Source organism: Marimonas lutisalis (assembly GCF_005434965.1).
GTDB classification, from domain to species: domain Bacteria; phylum Pseudomonadota; class Alphaproteobacteria; order Rhodobacterales; family Rhodobacteraceae; genus Marimonas_A; species Marimonas_A lutisalis.
The window spans coordinates 331,562-347,354 of the sequence record NZ_SKCI01000002.1; the positions used below are offsets into that span (position 1 = coordinate 331,562).

At 64.3% G+C, this 15,793-nt stretch carries 16 protein-coding genes; 5 read left to right on the plus strand and 11 right to left on the minus strand.

The annotated features are described in order from the left end of the window. Positions 1-116: 116 nt before the first annotated feature. From E0501_RS09750 to petA, 5 genes are all read right to left on the minus strand, one after another. Entirely contained in the window at positions 117-1,337 is a 1,221-nt protein-coding gene (locus E0501_RS09750) for an MFS transporter (RefSeq protein ID WP_137701188.1), read from the minus strand. A gap of 101 nt (positions 1,338-1,438) precedes the next feature. Continuing rightward, positions 1,439-3,331, minus strand: a complete 1,893-nt coding sequence (locus tag E0501_RS09755; protein WP_137701189.1) for an AAA family ATPase — start codon at positions 3,329-3,331, stop codon at positions 1,439-1,441. A gap of 153 nt (positions 3,332-3,484) precedes the next feature. Continuing rightward, positions 3,485-4,270: a cytochrome c1 gene (locus E0501_RS09760; protein ID WP_137701190.1), complete on the minus strand. Its 786-nt coding sequence runs from the start codon at positions 4,268-4,270 to the stop codon at positions 3,485-3,487. A 16-nt stretch (positions 4,271-4,286) separates the two neighbouring features. Further along, a complete protein-coding gene (gene petB / locus E0501_RS09765) occupies positions 4,287-5,609 on the minus strand; it encodes a cytochrome b (RefSeq protein WP_137701191.1) in 1,323 nt (440 codons plus the stop codon). Positions 5,610-5,621: 12 nt separating this feature from the next. Then, positions 5,622-6,194: a ubiquinol-cytochrome c reductase iron-sulfur subunit gene (gene petA, locus E0501_RS09770; protein WP_137701192.1), complete on the minus strand. Its 573-nt coding sequence runs from the start codon at positions 6,192-6,194 to the stop codon at positions 5,622-5,624. 313 nt (positions 6,195-6,507) lie between these two features. Between petA and E0501_RS09775 the strand changes: the two genes are divergently transcribed. Beyond that, a complete protein-coding gene (locus E0501_RS09775; protein ID WP_137701193.1) occupies positions 6,508-7,080 on the plus strand; it encodes a phosphatase PAP2 family protein in 573 nt (190 codons plus the stop codon). Positions 7,081-7,083: 3 nt separating this feature from the next. Here E0501_RS09775 and E0501_RS09780 read toward each other — a convergent pair whose 3' ends face one another. From E0501_RS09780 to E0501_RS09805, 6 genes are all read right to left on the minus strand, one after another. Continuing rightward, the gene (locus E0501_RS09780) at positions 7,084-7,689 is read right to left on the minus strand and encodes a glutathione S-transferase (RefSeq protein WP_137701194.1); all 606 of its coding nucleotides are present in this window, start codon (positions 7,687-7,689) and stop codon (positions 7,084-7,086) included. A gap of 70 nt (positions 7,690-7,759) precedes the next feature. After that, positions 7,760-8,386 carry an FMN-binding negative transcriptional regulator gene (locus tag E0501_RS09785; RefSeq protein ID WP_137701195.1) on the minus strand — a complete coding sequence of 209 codons (627 nt, stop codon included), beginning with the start codon at positions 8,384-8,386 and terminating at the stop codon, positions 7,760-7,762. Positions 8,387-8,433: 47 nt separating this feature from the next. Next, entirely contained in the window at positions 8,434-9,426 is a 993-nt protein-coding gene (locus E0501_RS09790; protein WP_137701196.1) for an OmpA family protein, read from the minus strand. Continuing rightward, positions 9,398-9,967, minus strand: a complete 570-nt coding sequence (locus E0501_RS09795) for a peroxidase-related enzyme (RefSeq protein ID WP_137701197.1) — start codon at positions 9,965-9,967, stop codon at positions 9,398-9,400. Before E0501_RS09795 ends, E0501_RS09790 begins: the two co-directional genes overlap by 29 nt. Positions 9,968-9,969: 2 nt before the next feature. Beyond that, the gene (locus E0501_RS09800) at positions 9,970-10,695 is read right to left on the minus strand and encodes a GNAT family N-acetyltransferase (protein ID WP_137701198.1); all 726 of its coding nucleotides are present in this window, start codon (positions 10,693-10,695) and stop codon (positions 9,970-9,972) included. Continuing rightward, the gene (locus E0501_RS09805) at positions 10,682-11,413 is read right to left on the minus strand and encodes a competence/damage-inducible protein A (RefSeq protein ID WP_137701199.1); all 732 of its coding nucleotides are present in this window, start codon (positions 11,411-11,413) and stop codon (positions 10,682-10,684) included. Before E0501_RS09805 ends, E0501_RS09800 begins: the two co-directional genes overlap by 14 nt. A 59-nt stretch (positions 11,414-11,472) precedes the next feature. Between E0501_RS09805 and sfsA the strand changes: the two genes are divergently transcribed. From sfsA to E0501_RS09825, 4 genes are all read left to right on the plus strand, one after another. Continuing rightward, on the plus strand, positions 11,473-12,171 hold the full coding sequence (sfsA, locus tag E0501_RS09810) for a DNA/RNA nuclease SfsA (RefSeq protein ID WP_137701200.1): 699 nt from the start codon (positions 11,473-11,475) through the stop codon (positions 12,169-12,171). Positions 12,172-12,368: 197 nt separating this feature from the next. Then, positions 12,369-13,214 carry a type I methionyl aminopeptidase gene (gene map, locus E0501_RS09815; RefSeq protein WP_137701201.1) on the plus strand — a complete coding sequence of 282 codons (846 nt, stop codon included), beginning with the start codon at positions 12,369-12,371 and terminating at the stop codon, positions 13,212-13,214. Between the two features lie 4 nt (positions 13,215-13,218). Continuing rightward, positions 13,219-14,385, plus strand: coding sequence for an MFS transporter (locus tag E0501_RS09820; protein ID WP_137701202.1), 1,167 nt, complete (start codon positions 13,219-13,221; stop codon positions 14,383-14,385). A gap of 69 nt (positions 14,386-14,454) precedes the next feature. Then, positions 14,455-15,789 (plus strand): ComEC/Rec2 family competence protein, encoded by a 1,335-nt coding sequence (locus E0501_RS09825; protein ID WP_137701203.1) that lies wholly within the window; start codon positions 14,455-14,457, stop codon positions 15,787-15,789. The last annotated feature ends 4 nt before the right edge of the window (positions 15,790-15,793 follow it).

Below are 15,793 nucleotides of genomic sequence, written 5' to 3' on the forward strand. Positions count from 1 at the left end.
TGAAAGCCAGAAAAACGGGGGGTGATTCCCGGCTGACATCCAGCTGACATGCGTGCACCGCCGCAGCGCGGCAATTTTCCTTGCCACAGGTATGAACGCGGCGTGCGGTGGTTAACCTATTCCGCGGGTTCGAGGGTGATGCGCCGGGATCCGAGGCGCGGATGCAGACGCCCCGCGATCATCCAGGCCGAGGCCATCGCCACACCGGCGGCGGTGAAGATACCGGCAAGTGGCGCGACCATCAGCACCGCCCAGGCGATGCCGGGAGTCAGGATGCCCGAGACGTCACGGAAGCTGGAATAGATCGCCGACATCTCGGTCCGTTCCGAGGGTTTGACCGCCATCAGGAACGGAAGGCCTGCGGAGATGTCGAGCAGGATGAGAAAGAGCGATGCGCCAAAGAGCGCGGCGACAGCGGCCACGGGCAGGGGCGCCAGCAGGCTGGCCAGCAGAAAGAGTGAAGCCCCAAAGAAAAACCCCGTGCGCACCGCATGGCGGACCGAGCGTGCCTGCATCCAGCGCAGCATCAGCGGTGACAGGAAGAGCGCGGCATTGGTGACCGAGAGAAGCGCGCCGCCCAAGCTTTGCCCGAGATCGTTTTCCAGCGCGAAGATCGGCAGGTAGACGACATAGGCCCACCAGCCGCAGGAGCGGATCACGGCAAAGAGCCACCCGGCCACCAGCCTCGGCTGGGCGAAGAAGCGGCCAAGGAAGGCCAGCGGGTTGGGCGGCGGCCGCTTGGCCCTGGTGATGAGCCGCCCGTTGCCCAGGCGCATGTAGAGGAAGGCACCGAGCATGAAGCAGGCGGACAGCCCCGACAAGAGGAAAGGCGCGGGCCGCCAGAGCGCCACGAGGGCGACACCGGTCAGGGGGCCGGCCGTCCAGCCCAGCGCGGAATAGAACATGCGCAGGGTTTCGCAGCGGCCCAGTTCGATCCGCGCGATATAGTCGAGCACATAGGCGTTGAAACAGACGAAGGTGATGACGGTGGCCATGGAATAGAGCAGCACAGCCGCTGGCATGGCCCACCACGCGCCCGAAGCCGCGAGCACCGCGCCGAGGATGTAGAGCAGCGTGCCGGTGATGTAGATCCAGCGGCGGGGGATGAAACGGCCGATGAAGGGCACCAGGAGCCCGGTAAGCAGCGACACGATGCCGATGCCGAAATAGAGAGCGGAGACGGTGCGCGCATCGCCCAAAGCATCGTAGAGCGCGACGGGAAAGACCGAGATGAGCAGGCCGCGGGTGACGGCCTCGAACCCGTTGATGAGGGCAAAACCCCGGACCGAGGGGGCCGGCGCGTGGCGGAGCCATTCGGGGATGCGGCGCTCGAACATGCGCGAAATCCGTTATTGGTACGGGTCGAGCATGAAGCAGGCGTTGGAGAAATCTGTTCCGGCTGCGACAGGCGGGTCTGGATGCGACCGGAAACTGCGGACTATCCCAGCGGTCCGCCGATGCCGCTGTTTTGCTGCACGAAGCGCAGGTGCTTGCGGCCATGCGCATCGATTTCGGTTTCGACCTGGAGCACGGAGCCGGGCGTGCAGAAGAACAGCTCGTGTGCGAGGGGGTTCACGAGGTGGTTTTCGATGCGGTTGCCGATGCCGCGGCCGCCATCGAAAACGTCCTGCGTGCACATGTGTTCCAATTCGCCCAGGGCGTCCGGGGTAAAGCGCAGCTCGATTTCCTGTTCGGTGGCGACGACATCGAGCACGCGTTCAAGAATGGCCGTGAAGATCACGTGCTGGCTGGTGCGGTCGATGAAATCGAACACCACGACGTTGTGGCCGATCCGGTTCATCAGTTCGGGGCGCTTGAGATCAAAGCGGAAGAAGTCCTGAACCGCCTTGTTGATCTTCTCCTCGACCACCCGGTGCGGATCGGAAGGCATGACGTTCATGCCCATGTTGGTTTCACGCTTGTTGCCGAACATGCCGATATTCGAGGTGAAGATGATCAGCGCCTCGGAGAAGAAGGCGGTGACGCCGCGGGAATCGGTGATGCGGCCTTCGTCCAGGATCTGCAGGAAGGTATCGAGGATCCGGGGGTGGGCCTTTTCGATCTCGTCGAAGAGGAAAACCGAGAAGGGGCGTTTGTGGATCGCGTTGATCAGCTCGCCGCCGCGATCGTGGCCGGGATGGCCCGGTGGGGCACCGATGAGACGGGTGATCGAATCCTCTTCCATGAATTCGGACATGTCGAAGCGGTGGCAGGCGGATTCATCGCCGAAGAGCAGTTCGGTGACGGATTTGGCCAGTTCGGTTTTGCCCACGCCGGTGGGCCCAGCAAAGAGCAGGGCGCCGCGCGGCCGGGTCTGGCGGTGGCCGGTCTGGGCACCGGAGAGGCCGGTGACCGAGCGCATGAGAATGTCGAGCGTCTTGTCGATGGCGCTGTCCTGGCCCTTGACGCGCTTGGCCAGGATTTCGCGCGCGTTGCGCATGCGCGAGCGCAGCACCGGCGATTTCCAGGGGTTGCGACGTGTCCCGGTGCGATACATGCCGATGGCATCGGTGATCTTTTCCAGCGGCAGGGATTCGGCCCGGGCCACGCCGGCGATGGCGCGCATGGCGACAAGCGTGTGGCGGTCGCATTGCAGGGCAAATTTCTGCAGCAGGCTTTCGGTTTCGGTATGTGGGCGCCCGGGTGTTGCCGGAAACTGGGGCAGGAGCGTGCGGGCAAAGGCAAAGCGGTCTTCGAGCGTGGGCATTTCCGCCACGATTTCGCGCAGATCGTCATTGCCGCCGACGAACCAGTCGGGAAGGTCGGCCGCGCGGTCGGCGATCCAGATCACCGGGTTGCGAAGCGGGGCTTTGCCCACTTCGGCCGGGCGGGGCGCGACGGGCATGCGCGCGGTTTTGTGCACGGTCACGAAGAGATCGGTCAGGCCCGGGGCGTTGTCGCGCCCGAGGTGCGAGGCATAGTCGATCATAAGGGCCGTGGGAATGACGCGCAGGGCGGCAACCCGGCGGTAGAGCGCGGCGATGTCATAGGGAATTGCGGCCGCTTCGCCCAGCGTGATGCCGTGCCGGGTAAAGATCTTTTCCAGACGCGGATCGCATTCGTGGTGAAGGTGTACGCCATCGACCGGATCGTGGATGAGTAGTGCAAGAAATCCCTTGGCCCGCAGCAGGCGCCAGATGGTCTGTTCGAAGGTCAGGAAGCCTTCTTCGTGGGAGCGGGGCGAGATGTAGAGATCGCGGATATTGCCAGACATGACGAACTGGGAGCGCACCGAAAGGCTCGAGCGCATCTCGTCGTACCAGCCGGGATGGGATTCGTGGCTGGCTTCGGGATGTGCCGGGGCGCTGCGGTGGTTCAATGGTTTGTTCATCAGGTGCTCGGGCCTTTTCGCAGTCGAAATTGCTGCGGCTTTCCGTGCGACCCTAGCGAAGGATAGCGGCTAAAATTTGACCTTCCCGCGCCGGAACATGGCAAAGAAAAACCCCGCCGAAGCGGGGTTTTCCAAAGGCCTGTCGCGTCTGGATCAGTGTTTGCCCTTGTGGGGGGCCCAGAGGCGCTTGTTGGTCAGGTAGAGAAGCACCGAGAGGATGGTAAGCATCAGCACGCCGATGAAACCGGCCTGCTTGCGTGCCATCATCTTCGGTTCGGCCGCCCACATCAGGAAGGCCGACACGTCCTCGGACATGTGGTGCAGCGAGTTGCTGTGACCATCGTCGAATTCGACCATTTCATCCGAAAGCGGCGGGGCCATCGCGATCCAGCCGCCGGGGAAGGCGGTGTTCTCGTAGAAGATGGTGCCGGCTTCCTCTTTCTCCTTGCCGGTATAGCCGGTCAGGATCGAGGTGATGTATTCCGGGCCGCCCATGCCCTTGAAGAGCTGGTTGAGGCCGGTGCCGGCGGGGCCGTGGAAGCCCGCGCGGGCCTTGGCCATCAGGCTGAGGTCCGGTGCGCCGGCGGCCGTGTTGGCCGGGAAGTGGTCGGTCGGCTTGGCCGGGCGGAAATCCTCGAGCTCGGGGTCGAAGACCTCGAAGTTCGCGGCGTAGGCGCGGACCTCGGCTTCGGAGTAGTGCGGACCACCTTCGTCACCCAGGGTGCGCAGCGGCACGTATTGCAGGCCGTGGCAGGCGGCGCAGACCTCGGTATAGACCTTCAGGCCGCGTTGCAGCTGGTTCTGGTCGAACTTGCCGAACGGACCTTCGAAGGAGAAGGCCACGTCTTCGATGTGTTGTTCGCCACCACCTGCGGCCATGGCTCCGCCCGCCGAAAGGGCGAGGGCGGTTGCAGCGGTAAGTGCAATCTTTTTCAGCATTGTCCCTTGTCCTTTCTTATTCGGCCGGGGTGGCCTTGGTGCCGTAATGGGCCTCGAAGTCTTCTTCGATGGTGGCCGGTGCGGCGGTGGGTTTCTCGATCACGCCGAGGAGCGGCAGGATCACCAGGAAGTAGGCGAACCAGTAGGCCGAGCCGATGAGCGCGATGGTCGAGTAGGGCGGTTCGGCCGGCATTGCGCCACACCACATCAGGACAACGAAGTCGATCAGCAGCAGGTAGAACCACCATTTGAACATCGGACGGAAGCGGCCCGAACGGACGCGGCTGGTGTCGAGCCAGGGCACGAGCACCATCACGATGATGGCGCCGAACATGGCCAGCACGCCGAAGAACTTGGCGTCGATGATGCCGCCGGTGATCCAGCTGGCAAACATCACGACCCAGACATCCGCGGTGAAGGCACGCAGGATCGCGTAGAACGGCAGGAAGTACCATTCGGGCACGATGTGCGCGGGTGTCACCAGGGGGTTGGCTTCGATGTAGTTGTCGGGGTGGCCCAGGTAGTTGGGCATGAAGCCGACAACGGCGAAGAAGATCGCCAGGATCACCGCCAGGGCGAAGAGATCCTTGATCACGAAGTAGGGCCAGAACGGCAGCGTGTCTTTCGCCGCTTCTTCCTTGGAGCCGCGGCGGACCTCAACACCGGTGGGGTTGTTGTTGCCGGTGGTGTGGAAGGCCCAGATGTGCACGATGACCAGTGCCGCGATCACGAAGGGCAGCAGGTAGTGCAGCGAGAAGAAGCGGTTCAGCGTGGCGTTGTCCACTGCCGGGCCGCCCAAGAGCCAGGTCTGGATCGGTTCACCGATGAAGGGGATGGCGCCGAAGAGGCCGGTGATCACCGTTGCGCCCCAGAACGACATCTGACCCCAGGGCAGAACGTAGCCCATGAAGCCGGTAGCCATCATCAGAAGGAAGATCAGCATGCCGATGATCCAGGTCACTTCGCGGGGCGCCTTGTACGAGCCGTAGAAGAGGCCGCGGAAGATGTGGATGTAAACGGCGAAGAAGAACAGCGAGGCGCCGTTCATGTGCAGATAGCGGATCATGTGCCCACCGCGCACATCGCGCATGATGTGCTCGATGCTGGCAAAGGCGTAATCCACGTGGGGGGTGTAGTGCATCACCAGGATGATGCCGGTGACGATCATGTGCACCAGGCAATAGGCGAGCACGATGCCCCAGATCCACCACCAGTTCAGGTTCTTCGGGGTGGGGATCATGATCGTGTCATAGACGAGGCCGACCACAGGCAGACGCTTGTGCAGCCACTTTTCGATGCCCGACTTGGGCTCGTAATGATCGTGGGGAATTCCGGACATAAGCGCGTCTCCTTATCCGAGGACCAGTTCGTCGCCGTCGAAGGCAGCGACCGGAATGTCGAGGTTCCGCGGGGCGGGGCCTTTGCGGATACGGCCGGCCGTGTCGTAGTGCGAGCCGTGGCACGGGCAGAACCAGCCGCCGACGTTGCCGTCGAGCGTGTAGTCGCCGGCGTTGCCCAGCGGCACACAGCCGAGGTGCGTGCAGACGCCGATCATCACCAGCCATTCGCCGGCTTCGTCCAGCGTGCGGTTTTCGTCAGCGGCGTCGGCGCCGGGCTTGTTGGCGTTTTCTGCCTTGGGGTCGGGCAGGTCTTCGATGGCCACGGAACGGGCGTCTTCGATCTCTGCGGGCGTGCGGCGGCGGATGAAGACCGGCTTGCCGAGCCATTTCACCGTCAGCTGCGTGCCCACCTCGACGCCCGAGACATCGACCCGGATCGAGGAAAGCGCCGAAACGTCGGCGGAGGGGTTCATCTGGTTGACCAGAGGCCAGACAGCGGCACCTGCGGTTACGGCACCGGCCCCTGCGGTGGCGTAGTAGAGGAAATCTCTGCGGGTGCCTTCGTGATCTTCTGCGTGCGACACGAGGTATTCTCCGTTTTTTCGAGGCCCGAGCGGGCCACCGTCAAAGGGGCCGCAGAATCCAGCAGCCCTTCCCGGGGCGTTCTTTAGCGAGGGAATGCGCTTGCGTCCAGAAGCGATTGGCAAATGCGCGATTTCAACGCAGCCCTGAGTCCCTGAGGCACCTTTTTTCGCTCCTGGCATGTCCGGGGCGTGTGCCTGGCCCGGGCTAAACCGGAAGCGGGGCCTTTCCGACTACAACTCCGGTCCAATAGGTGCGGCAAAGGTTTCGGGGCAGGCACGGCGCCAGTTTGGTGCAACATGAGGAGTTCCGGGCATGCAGCGGTACCTTGGGCATTTCGGGTTCTTTCATTGGATCCGGCATGTGAGGGACGGGATCATTCTCGTCACGATCCTTTCTGTCGTGCTGTGCACGGGGACTCTGGTGGAAAGGTGCGGTGACCGGATGCAGGTCGCCCTGCCGGTACTGGGGCTGGGCTGTACGGTTGTGACCGGCGGAACCGGGCGATACCTGGCGCGGTTCGCGGCGATGGAGGTGGTTGTCCAGGGCAGCAAGTGGGAGCTGGGAGATCGACCGATCAACCGCCGCCCGAATGGCGGACTGAGCGGGTTTCCTTCGGGGCACACGGCGGCGGCGAGTTTCGGCGCCAGCGCGCTGGTGCATGACTGCATTCGTTCCAGCGCCCCGGTCAAGGCAGTGGTGCTGATCGCGGCCGGGTTTACCGGGGCATCAAGGATCGAGGCCGGCAAGCACGACATATGGCAGGTGCTTGCCGGTGTCCTGACCGGATGGCTGAGCGAGCGGCTGTTGCGCGGCGGAGTGAGGAGGGCGCACGAAGGCGTCCGCCGGCGACATGCGACGGGCCAGGCCAGCCGTCCGGGGCGTTGAATGTCAGTCGCTGGGCGCGGTGGCAACCATGCTGTCGCGCTGCGAGAACACGGCGAACCAGTCGTCGAGCGCATCGCTGCCGCTGCGCCAGTTGCGCGCGTCGTGGCGGAAATCGAGATAGCCAAGCGCGCAACCGATGGCGATATGGCTCATGTCAATCGGGCCGGAAAGGTGGCTCATCCAGCGGTCGTTGACCGCTTTGACTGCGTGGGAAACCTTGCTCCATTGCGCCTCGATCCAGTCTTCGGAGCGGTGTTCGGGCGGGCGCAGGCGGTTTTCGTAGGTCACGAGAATCGCGGCATCCATGATCGCGTCGGCGGTGGCTTCGAGCGTCAGCACCTCCCAGATGCGGGCATCGGGGTAGAAGCCGGCATTCGCGCGGGCATCGAGATACCGGGTGATGACCCGGCTGTCATAGATCGAGGGGCCGTCCGAGCGAATGAGCGCGGGGATCTTACCGGCGGGGTTCGCGGCGCGGACTTCTTCGGCGGTGGCGGTGGGGGCGGTCTTGACCGAGACAAGCTCGACATCATCGAACTGGCCGGTTTCGTGCAAGAGCGCGCAGACCTTGCGGACATAGGGCGAAGCGGCGGCGTAGATGAGCTGCATGGGTCGTGATCCTCCCGGCTGTGTTGTTTGCGGAGACGTTAGAGCGGGCGGCGGGCGCTGTCCACGCCTGTCAGGATGGCGGGGCGCGCATCATCGCGGCGAGGATCGCGACCTCCTGGCCCATGCCGTAGGTGCCGACGTGATCGGCGGCGGAAAGCCGGGCCGCGTCGGGTTTGTTCTGGCCCAGTTTCCAGGTGCTTTCGAGCGTGTCGATAACAAGCCGGAAGGGCAGGATCTGGCGCATCATGCGCTGTGCGGCGTCCGACGGCATCTTCGCCATCGTCCATTCGGGCTTGGGGGCGAGGCGGGATTCGAAATGCGCCGAGAGACGGTCGAGAATACCGGGCAGCGTGTCGGCGGGCAGAGGCTCGAGCCGGCCAGTGAGATGAATGGCGAGGTAGTTCCAGGTGGGCACCTGGTCATCGAGCCCGTACCAGTCGGGCGAGATGTAGGAATGTGGACCCTGCACGGCGAGGCGTGCGGGCAGGCCATCGGCGCCGCAGGCCCGCGCAATGGGATTGGAGCGCACCAGGTGCAGGTCGGCCCCGGTGCCGGCGTCGTCGATCAGGAAGGGGATATGCGAGAGCATAGGCGCGCCGTCGGGAGCGGCGACAGCGAGCATGCCGAAGCCCGTTTCGCGGGCGAGGGCGAGCGATTCGGCGTGATTGTCGGGGCGGAAAGCGGGATTGGGGTGCATGGGCGCATTGCGGGGGTGGACGCCGTTTTTGTCAAGGCGCGAGGCAGCTATTCGGTGTTGAGCAGGATCGCCTCGACCCGGCGGTTCATCTCGCGGCCTTCTGGCGTGAGGTTGGTGGTCAGAGGCGCGAGATAGCCCATGCCTTCGGCGGTCATCTGGTTGCGCGGGACACCATAAGCAGTGGCCAGCCGTTCGAGTACCGAGGCGGCGCGGCGTTTCGACAGCGCGATGTTGTTTTCAAGCGTACCCACGGCATCGGTGTGGCCGACAAGGGCGATACGGCGGTTGGAATCGGCCAGAAGGTAGGCGGCGAGCCGCGCGAGCGAGTCGTACTGGCCGTCGCCGAGATCGGAGGAGCCGGTTTTGAAATCGAGGTCGGAGAGCACGATATGGCCCCGGGTTTCGAGGGCTTGGGCCAAGGGCAGGTTGGCGTTGGTCTGCCAGTCGGCGGCTGGCGCCGTCGTCGCCTGTCCGCTGGTTGTCGGCTTGGGCGCGGTGGCGCCCTTGGCCGTGATCTGGACGATCTGGACGAAACCCGCGCTGGCCGTCCGGCTGACGATGATGGTGGCAAAGGACGATGCCCCGCCATCCGCCTGCAAACGGGCGGACAGAAAACGGTAGTCGTAGAGATCGACATGCATATCGGGGGCGGGGAAGACCTCGATCCCGAAGCGGAAATCGAAGCCGCCGCAGGTCGCGGCCTCACACTCGAAGATGATCTCGTAGCCCGCATCGGCAAGCTGGGTGCGCAGCGGATCGAGCAGTTGCAGCGTGGTGATGCCCTGGGCGTCGATGCGCCAGGCCCGTCGCGAGACTTGTCCTTCGACCTGGCGGGTCGGCGGTGCGCTGCCATCGGCGGCACCCGTGGGCAGGTTGTAGCTGTCGGGGCCGGTTATGCGCTCGGCGGTGAGACGCGCGTTTGACGGCAGGGTGAAATCGAGCGCATGGGCGGCGGGCGCACCCGCCGCCGCGATCAGCGCCAGGAGAACGGCGCCGAGCCACGTGCGAGGATCAGCGCGATTGCGCGTGGTATTCGTCATTCGGCCGCATGTCGGTGGCCGAGGCCACGCGGTTTGTCATGTTGTAGAAGCCTGCCACGTTAGCGATGTCCCAGATATCGCGATCGGAGAAACCCACGTCACGCAGGTGCTGGCGGTGCTTTTCCTCGATCTTGTAGCTTTCGACCGTCATCATCTCGGCGAATTCGAGCATGGCGTATTGCCGTGCGTCGAGATCGGCGCTGCGCCAGTTCATCACCATCATTTCACCCAGCATCGGGTTGCCCGAAAGCTCGCGCACGGCCTGGCCGTGGGCGGTGAGGCAGTAGAAGCACTTGTTGATCGAGGAAACGGCGACCGCGATCATTTCGCGTTCCAGCTTGCTGAGGCCGCTCTCGCCCAGCATCAGGTCGTTGTAGAGCGCGGTGAAGGCGTTGAGCTTGTCGATATCGAAAGCATAGGCCTGGAGCACGTTGGGAACGAGGCCCAGCTTGTCCTGGCAGATGTCGAAATATTTCTGCGTCTTTTCGGGCAGCGGGTCGACCATCGGCAGGTCGAGGGCGGTGGGGCGGTTGTTGCTCATCTTCAGTCCATCCGTTTGCGATAGTGATACTGTCCCACAAGGGTCATCCCAAGGGAAGTGTAGAGGGCGTTGGCGCCGGCATTGGCCTGCGTGCAGACCACCGACATGTGGGTGGCGCCCTGTTTTTTCGCCCAGAAGGCGGCGCGGCGCATCATCCATTTGCCCAGGCCCTGCCGGCGCTGGTGTTCCAGCAGTTCGAGCGCGTGGACCATGGCGATGCCATCGTGCATGGCGCAGAAGAGGCAGCCGCCGGGATGATCGTTCCAGCGGGCGATAATCGCCGTCTTTGGTCCGGCGGCGCGGTGCATCACGTTTATCCGGCCCGGGCCGATGCCGCCCTTGGCCCAGATATCGAGCATGATCGACAGCGGCTCCCATACCGGGATGGCGGTGACGGGCGGCACGGGTTCGGTGGTGAGCGTGTCGATGGGGGTGACGTAGAGATTGACCGGATCGACGATCTGATAGCCGCGCGCGGCGAGTTGCGCATCTAGATCGGCCTGGCCGTCGCGGATCATGAAAAGGCAAGGCTGATCTATGGCGCGCATCGCGGTCTCGGCCACGTCGAGCTGAGCGTCGGTGACCGGGCCCGAGACAGTTGTGGCGCTGACGCGCTGACCTCCGCCCCAGCCTTCGCGGAAGGTAAAGGGGCCATCGGTTTCGTAGCGTGCGGCGGGCCAGGTGCCGTCGATCACGTCATAGAGGGTGAACACGTCAGGTAATGGCATCGGGGAACATCGCTGCAAGGGCCTGCATCGCGGCGTCGAGTCGGGCGCCATCGTGGCCGCGGATCACGATATTGGCGCCGAAGGTGCCGGAATGAGAAAAAGGGTAGGAGCCGATCGAGAGATCGGGGAAATCCGCGGCAAGCTGGCCGAGAGGGCCGGCGATATCGCCTTCGCCGCGCTCGATACGCAGCGTCTGCGAGAGCAGCGGGGCGCCGCCAGTGAGCGTGGGCAGGACCGAGGCGACCATGGTTTCGAAAATGGTCGGCACACCGGCCATGACGTGACAGTTGCCGATGGAAAAACCGGGTGCGGCCGAGATCGGGTTGTCGATCAGGCTGGCGCCATCGGGGATGCGGGCCATGCGCAGGCGGGACTCGTTCAGCTCAGTGCCGGTGCGTTTGTAATGCGCGGCGAGGATGGCGCGCGCGTCGTCACGAACATCGATGGGGGTATCGAAAGCGGCGGCGATGCAATCGGCGGTGATGTCATCATGTGTCGGGCCGATGCCGCCTGAGGTGAAGAGATGATCGTACGCTGCCGAGAGCGCCTTGACGGCCGCCGTGATGGCGGGGGCATCGTCTGAGACCACGCGGACCTCTTTCAGGTCGATGCCGTGCTTGGTCAGTTCGCCTGCGAGGTGGTGCATGTTCGCGTCGCGGGTGCGGCCTGAGAGGATCTCATCTCCGATCACGAGCATCGCGGCGGTGGGGTTGGGCATGGGGGCCTCCTGCATGGGCGCACTTGAAGGGTACGCGGGGCAGGTATAGGCCTTGGGTCATGCGCTTTCAAACCCCTCTTGAACCGGCCCGGCTGATCCGGCGCTATAAACGCTTTCTGGCGGATATCCGGCTGGAGGACGGGCGCGAGGTGACGGCGCATTGCGCCAATCCGGGCAGCATGATGGGGCTGGCCGAGGAAGGCATGAAGATCTGGGTCGAGCCCAACGACGACCCGAAGAAGAAGCTGAAATACGGCTGGCGGCTGGTGGATCATGAGAACGGGCATTTCACCGGGGTGGACACGAGCGTGCCGAACCGGGCGCTGAAGGCGGCGCTGATGGCGGGCGAGGTGCCGGGGCTGAAAGCGCCGATGGTGCGGCCTGAGGTGAAGTATGGTGAGAATTCGCGCATCGACTTCCTGCTGTCGGGGGATGGGCCGGATATTTTCGTGGAGGTGAAATCGGTGACGCTTTGCCGGCAGGCGGGGCTGGCCGAGTTTCCCGACGCCAGAACGGCGCGGGGGCTGAAGCATCTGGAGGAACTGGCGAAGGTGGCGCAGGGGGGCGCCCGCGCGGTGATGCTCTACCTCGTGCAGCGCACGGATTGCGCGCGCGTGGGGATCGCCGAGGATATCGACCCGGCCTATGCCGAGGGGCTGAGCCGGGCGCGCGACGCGGGCGTCGAGGTGATGGCGTTCGATTGCCGGATTTCGCCCGAGGAGATCACGCTGGGCGGGGCGCTGCCGTTTCAGGGGTGATGCCTGCGCCCCGGCGTGCGGCCCACCTACCCGCCCCCGTGCGCCGGGGCGCGGGCACCGTTGGTGTGGTGCGCGGTGCATGGGCGGGATTTGAGTATTTGTTCCAAGAAAGAGCACCCGGTGCGGAAAGAAGGCAATCGGCGCCACGGGTATTGCATGCTCTGGCCCTTGCGTGCGTTCTGCCCTAAGTAAGGGCAATGATACTGAATATCGGCAAGAAGGCTGGCGCCGTGAACGAGACACACCGGGGACGCATGACGCGAGAGGGCATCCGCATTCACGAGACGGCAGATTTCGCCGGGATGCATGTGGCAGGTGAACTGGCCGCGCGTATTCTGGACGAGATCGCCGAGCATGTCTTTCCGGGCCAGACCACGGGCGAGATCGACCGGATCATCGAGGAGAAGGTCAACGCCGCCGGGGCGAAATCGGCGACAATCGGCTACAAGGGCTACAAGCACGCAAGCTGTATCAGCGTGAACCACGTGGTTTGCCACGGCATACCGGGTGACAAGAAGCTGAAGGATGGCGATATCCTGAATATCGACGTGACCGTGATCGTCGATGGCTGGTTCGGGGATACGAGCCGGATGTACGTGGCCGGCAAGCTGAGCCGCAAGGCCGAGCGGCTGATCCAGGTGACGCATGATGCGCTGTTCAAGGGGATCGAGGCGGTGAAGCCCGGCAATACCTTTGGCGATATCGGGCACGCGATCCAGAGCTATGTGGAAGCCCACCGGATGAGCGTGGTGCGCGATTTCTGCGGTCACGGGCTGGGCCGGGTGTTTCACGCGCCGCCCAATGTGCTGCATTACGGCCGCGAGGGCACCGGGCCGGTTCTGGAGGAAGGCATGTTCTTCACCATCGAGCCGATGGTGAACCTCGGGCGGCCGGAAACCAAGGTGCTGGCCGATGACTGGACAGCGGTGACGCGTGACAAGTCGTTGAGCGCGCAGTTCGAGCATTCGGTGGGCGTGACTGCGGACGGGGTGGAGATTTTCACCCTGTCGCCGGCGGGCAAGTTCCACCCGACCTGGGGCTGATCGCATGCAGGATCGGGCCCGCGCGGTGATCCCGATCCTGGCGGCGGCGAATTTCATCATCGGCATCGGGGCTTTCCTGGTGATCGGGGCGATGGTGCCGATCATCGAGGACCTGGGCGTGAGCCCGGCCCGGGGTGGCTGGATCATGACATCCTATGCCGTCAGCTACGCGGTGCTGTCGCCGGTGCTGGTGTCGCTGACCGGAGGTATCGGGCGACGGCGCGTTCTGGCGGCGGGGATGGCGGTTTTCGCGGTTTCGCTGGCGGTGGCGGCGCTGGCGCCCAATGACATCGTGCTGAATGCCGCAAGGGTGATGGCGGCGGCGGGGGCGGGGATTGTCACGCCGGTGGGTGCGGCGGTGGCGGCGGGGATCAGCCGGCCCGAGATGCAGGCCCGCGCGCTGTCGGCGGTTTTCCTTGGGTTGACGCTGGCGCAGGTGATGGGCGTGCCGCTGGGCAGTTTCCTGGCCTATTCGCTGGGCTGGCGGGCGGCGTTCTGGATTGTCTGCGGCCTGTCGCTGCCGGTTCTGGCGGGCGTGTGGCTGCTGATCCCGGCGGGGCTGACCTTTCGCCCGGTGAAGCTGTCGGATCTTGGCCGGGTGCTGGCCACCTGGCGGCACATGTTCGCGGTGCTGTTCACCTTCAGCTTTGTCGGTGCGACTTATGTGATCTTCACCTTCCTGACGCCGCTGTTGACCGAGACGATGGGATTCGGGCGCAACCAGATGACGCTGATCCTGCTGGTTTACGGCAGCGGCGCGGTAGTGGGGAACCTGATGGGCGGGTGGCTGACCGATCGGATCGGGCCGTTTCGCACGCTGCTGATCCTGTCATCATCACATGTGATCTGGAACACGAGCTTTTCCACCCTGCCGATGCCGGTGGCGATGGTTTTTGCGCTGGTCTTTCTGTGGTCGACATTCGGCTGGTCCTTCTTCGTGGCGCAGCAGACGCGGCTGTTGCGGCTGGCGCCCGAACGCGCACCGGTGATGATGGCGCTGAATGCCGCCGCGCTCTATGCCGGGGTGGCGGCGGGATCGGCCGTGGGCGGCGCGGTACTGAGCGCGTGGGGCCTGGGCGCGCTGGGCGTTGGCGGCGCGGTTGTGGCCTTCTGGGCGGTGGTGCACCTGGTCTGGTCCGAGGCGATGACCCGGGACGGTGCGGTGAACTAAGCTGCGCGACAGGATCGTGATTTCGTGCTAGGGTTGCGCCATTGATTGATCCATTTCCGGGAGGCGCCCATGGCATTGCGGTTTTCCACGCGCAAGACGCAGCGGTTTTACTACCAGCTGGATGGCGAGGACGAGAGTTATGTCCTGATCTATGGTGACGAGATCGACATCCGCGACGGCGCGTCGTTCAAGGGGCCGGATTACGCGAAAGCGGTCTATCGCGGGCGCGAGGGCGCGGTGCGCAAATACAGCATCGGCGGCGAGAAAAAGCCCGATGTGGGCACTGAACGGGCGATGGAGATGTATTTCCTGGACGTGGGACAGGGCGATGCCGCGTTCATCGTGACGCCGGGGGGCAGGAAGATCCTGGTGGATGGCGGTATCCGGCGGACGACGACCACCGACTTCCTGGTGTGGAAATACCGGCTGGACAAGCCCAACACGCGCCTGACGATCGACCACCTGTTTCTGAGCCATGCGGACGAAGACCACGTGGTGGGCCTGATCCCGCTGCTGAAACACCCGCGGGTGACGGTGAAGAATATCTGGCACAACGGTATCGCGCTCTATGCCAGCGGCTATAACGAGAAGCTGGGCCATGTGGCGGATGACAAGCTGCATACGCTGCATTCGTCGCTGGACGACCTGGATGGCGCCGACCTGACCGACACGTTCGGCGAGTGGATTGCCGCAGTACGCGAGCAGGGCGCGAATTATGCCGCGCTGAGCAAGGCGGACGGCGCGGTGGACGTGGGCGACCCGGACGTGCGGATGGAGATCACCTCGCCCATCAAGGAAAGCGACGGTACGCTGCTTTGGCTGAAGGACAAATCGCACACGATCAACGGGCATTCGCTGACCTTCCGGCTGGTGCACGGCCATGTGCGGGTGTGTTTTTCGGGCGATATGAACGTCGAAGGGGGCAAGCATATCCTTGCCCAGCCGGGCGGGGCGCTGTCGCTGGATGCGCATGTGTTCAAGTCGCCGCATCACTGCAGCCACGAGTTTCACATTCCCTATCTCGATGCGGTGCGGCCGCTTATCACCGTGGTGTCATCGGGCGACAGCCCCGACCACGGCCATCCGCGCGCCAGTTTCCTGGGCGCTGTGGGGCGTTCGGGGCGGAGTGACCATCACCTGGTATTCTCGACCGAGATCGCGGCGACATTCACCGACACCGGCGAAGCGGATGCGCCCGCGCCTGAGGTGCCCGAGGGGACCGACCCCGACCTGATGTTCGCCACGACCGAACTGAACCGGATGGCGCGGCGGCGTTTCAAGCAGGCCCTGCCGGGGATCATCAACGTGCGCTCGAACGGGCGTGAGATTTTCGCCGCGCGGCGGGTGCAGGCCGGGTACCAGTGGGAGGCCTATGAGGCGATCGACATGACCGACTATCCCTGAACGC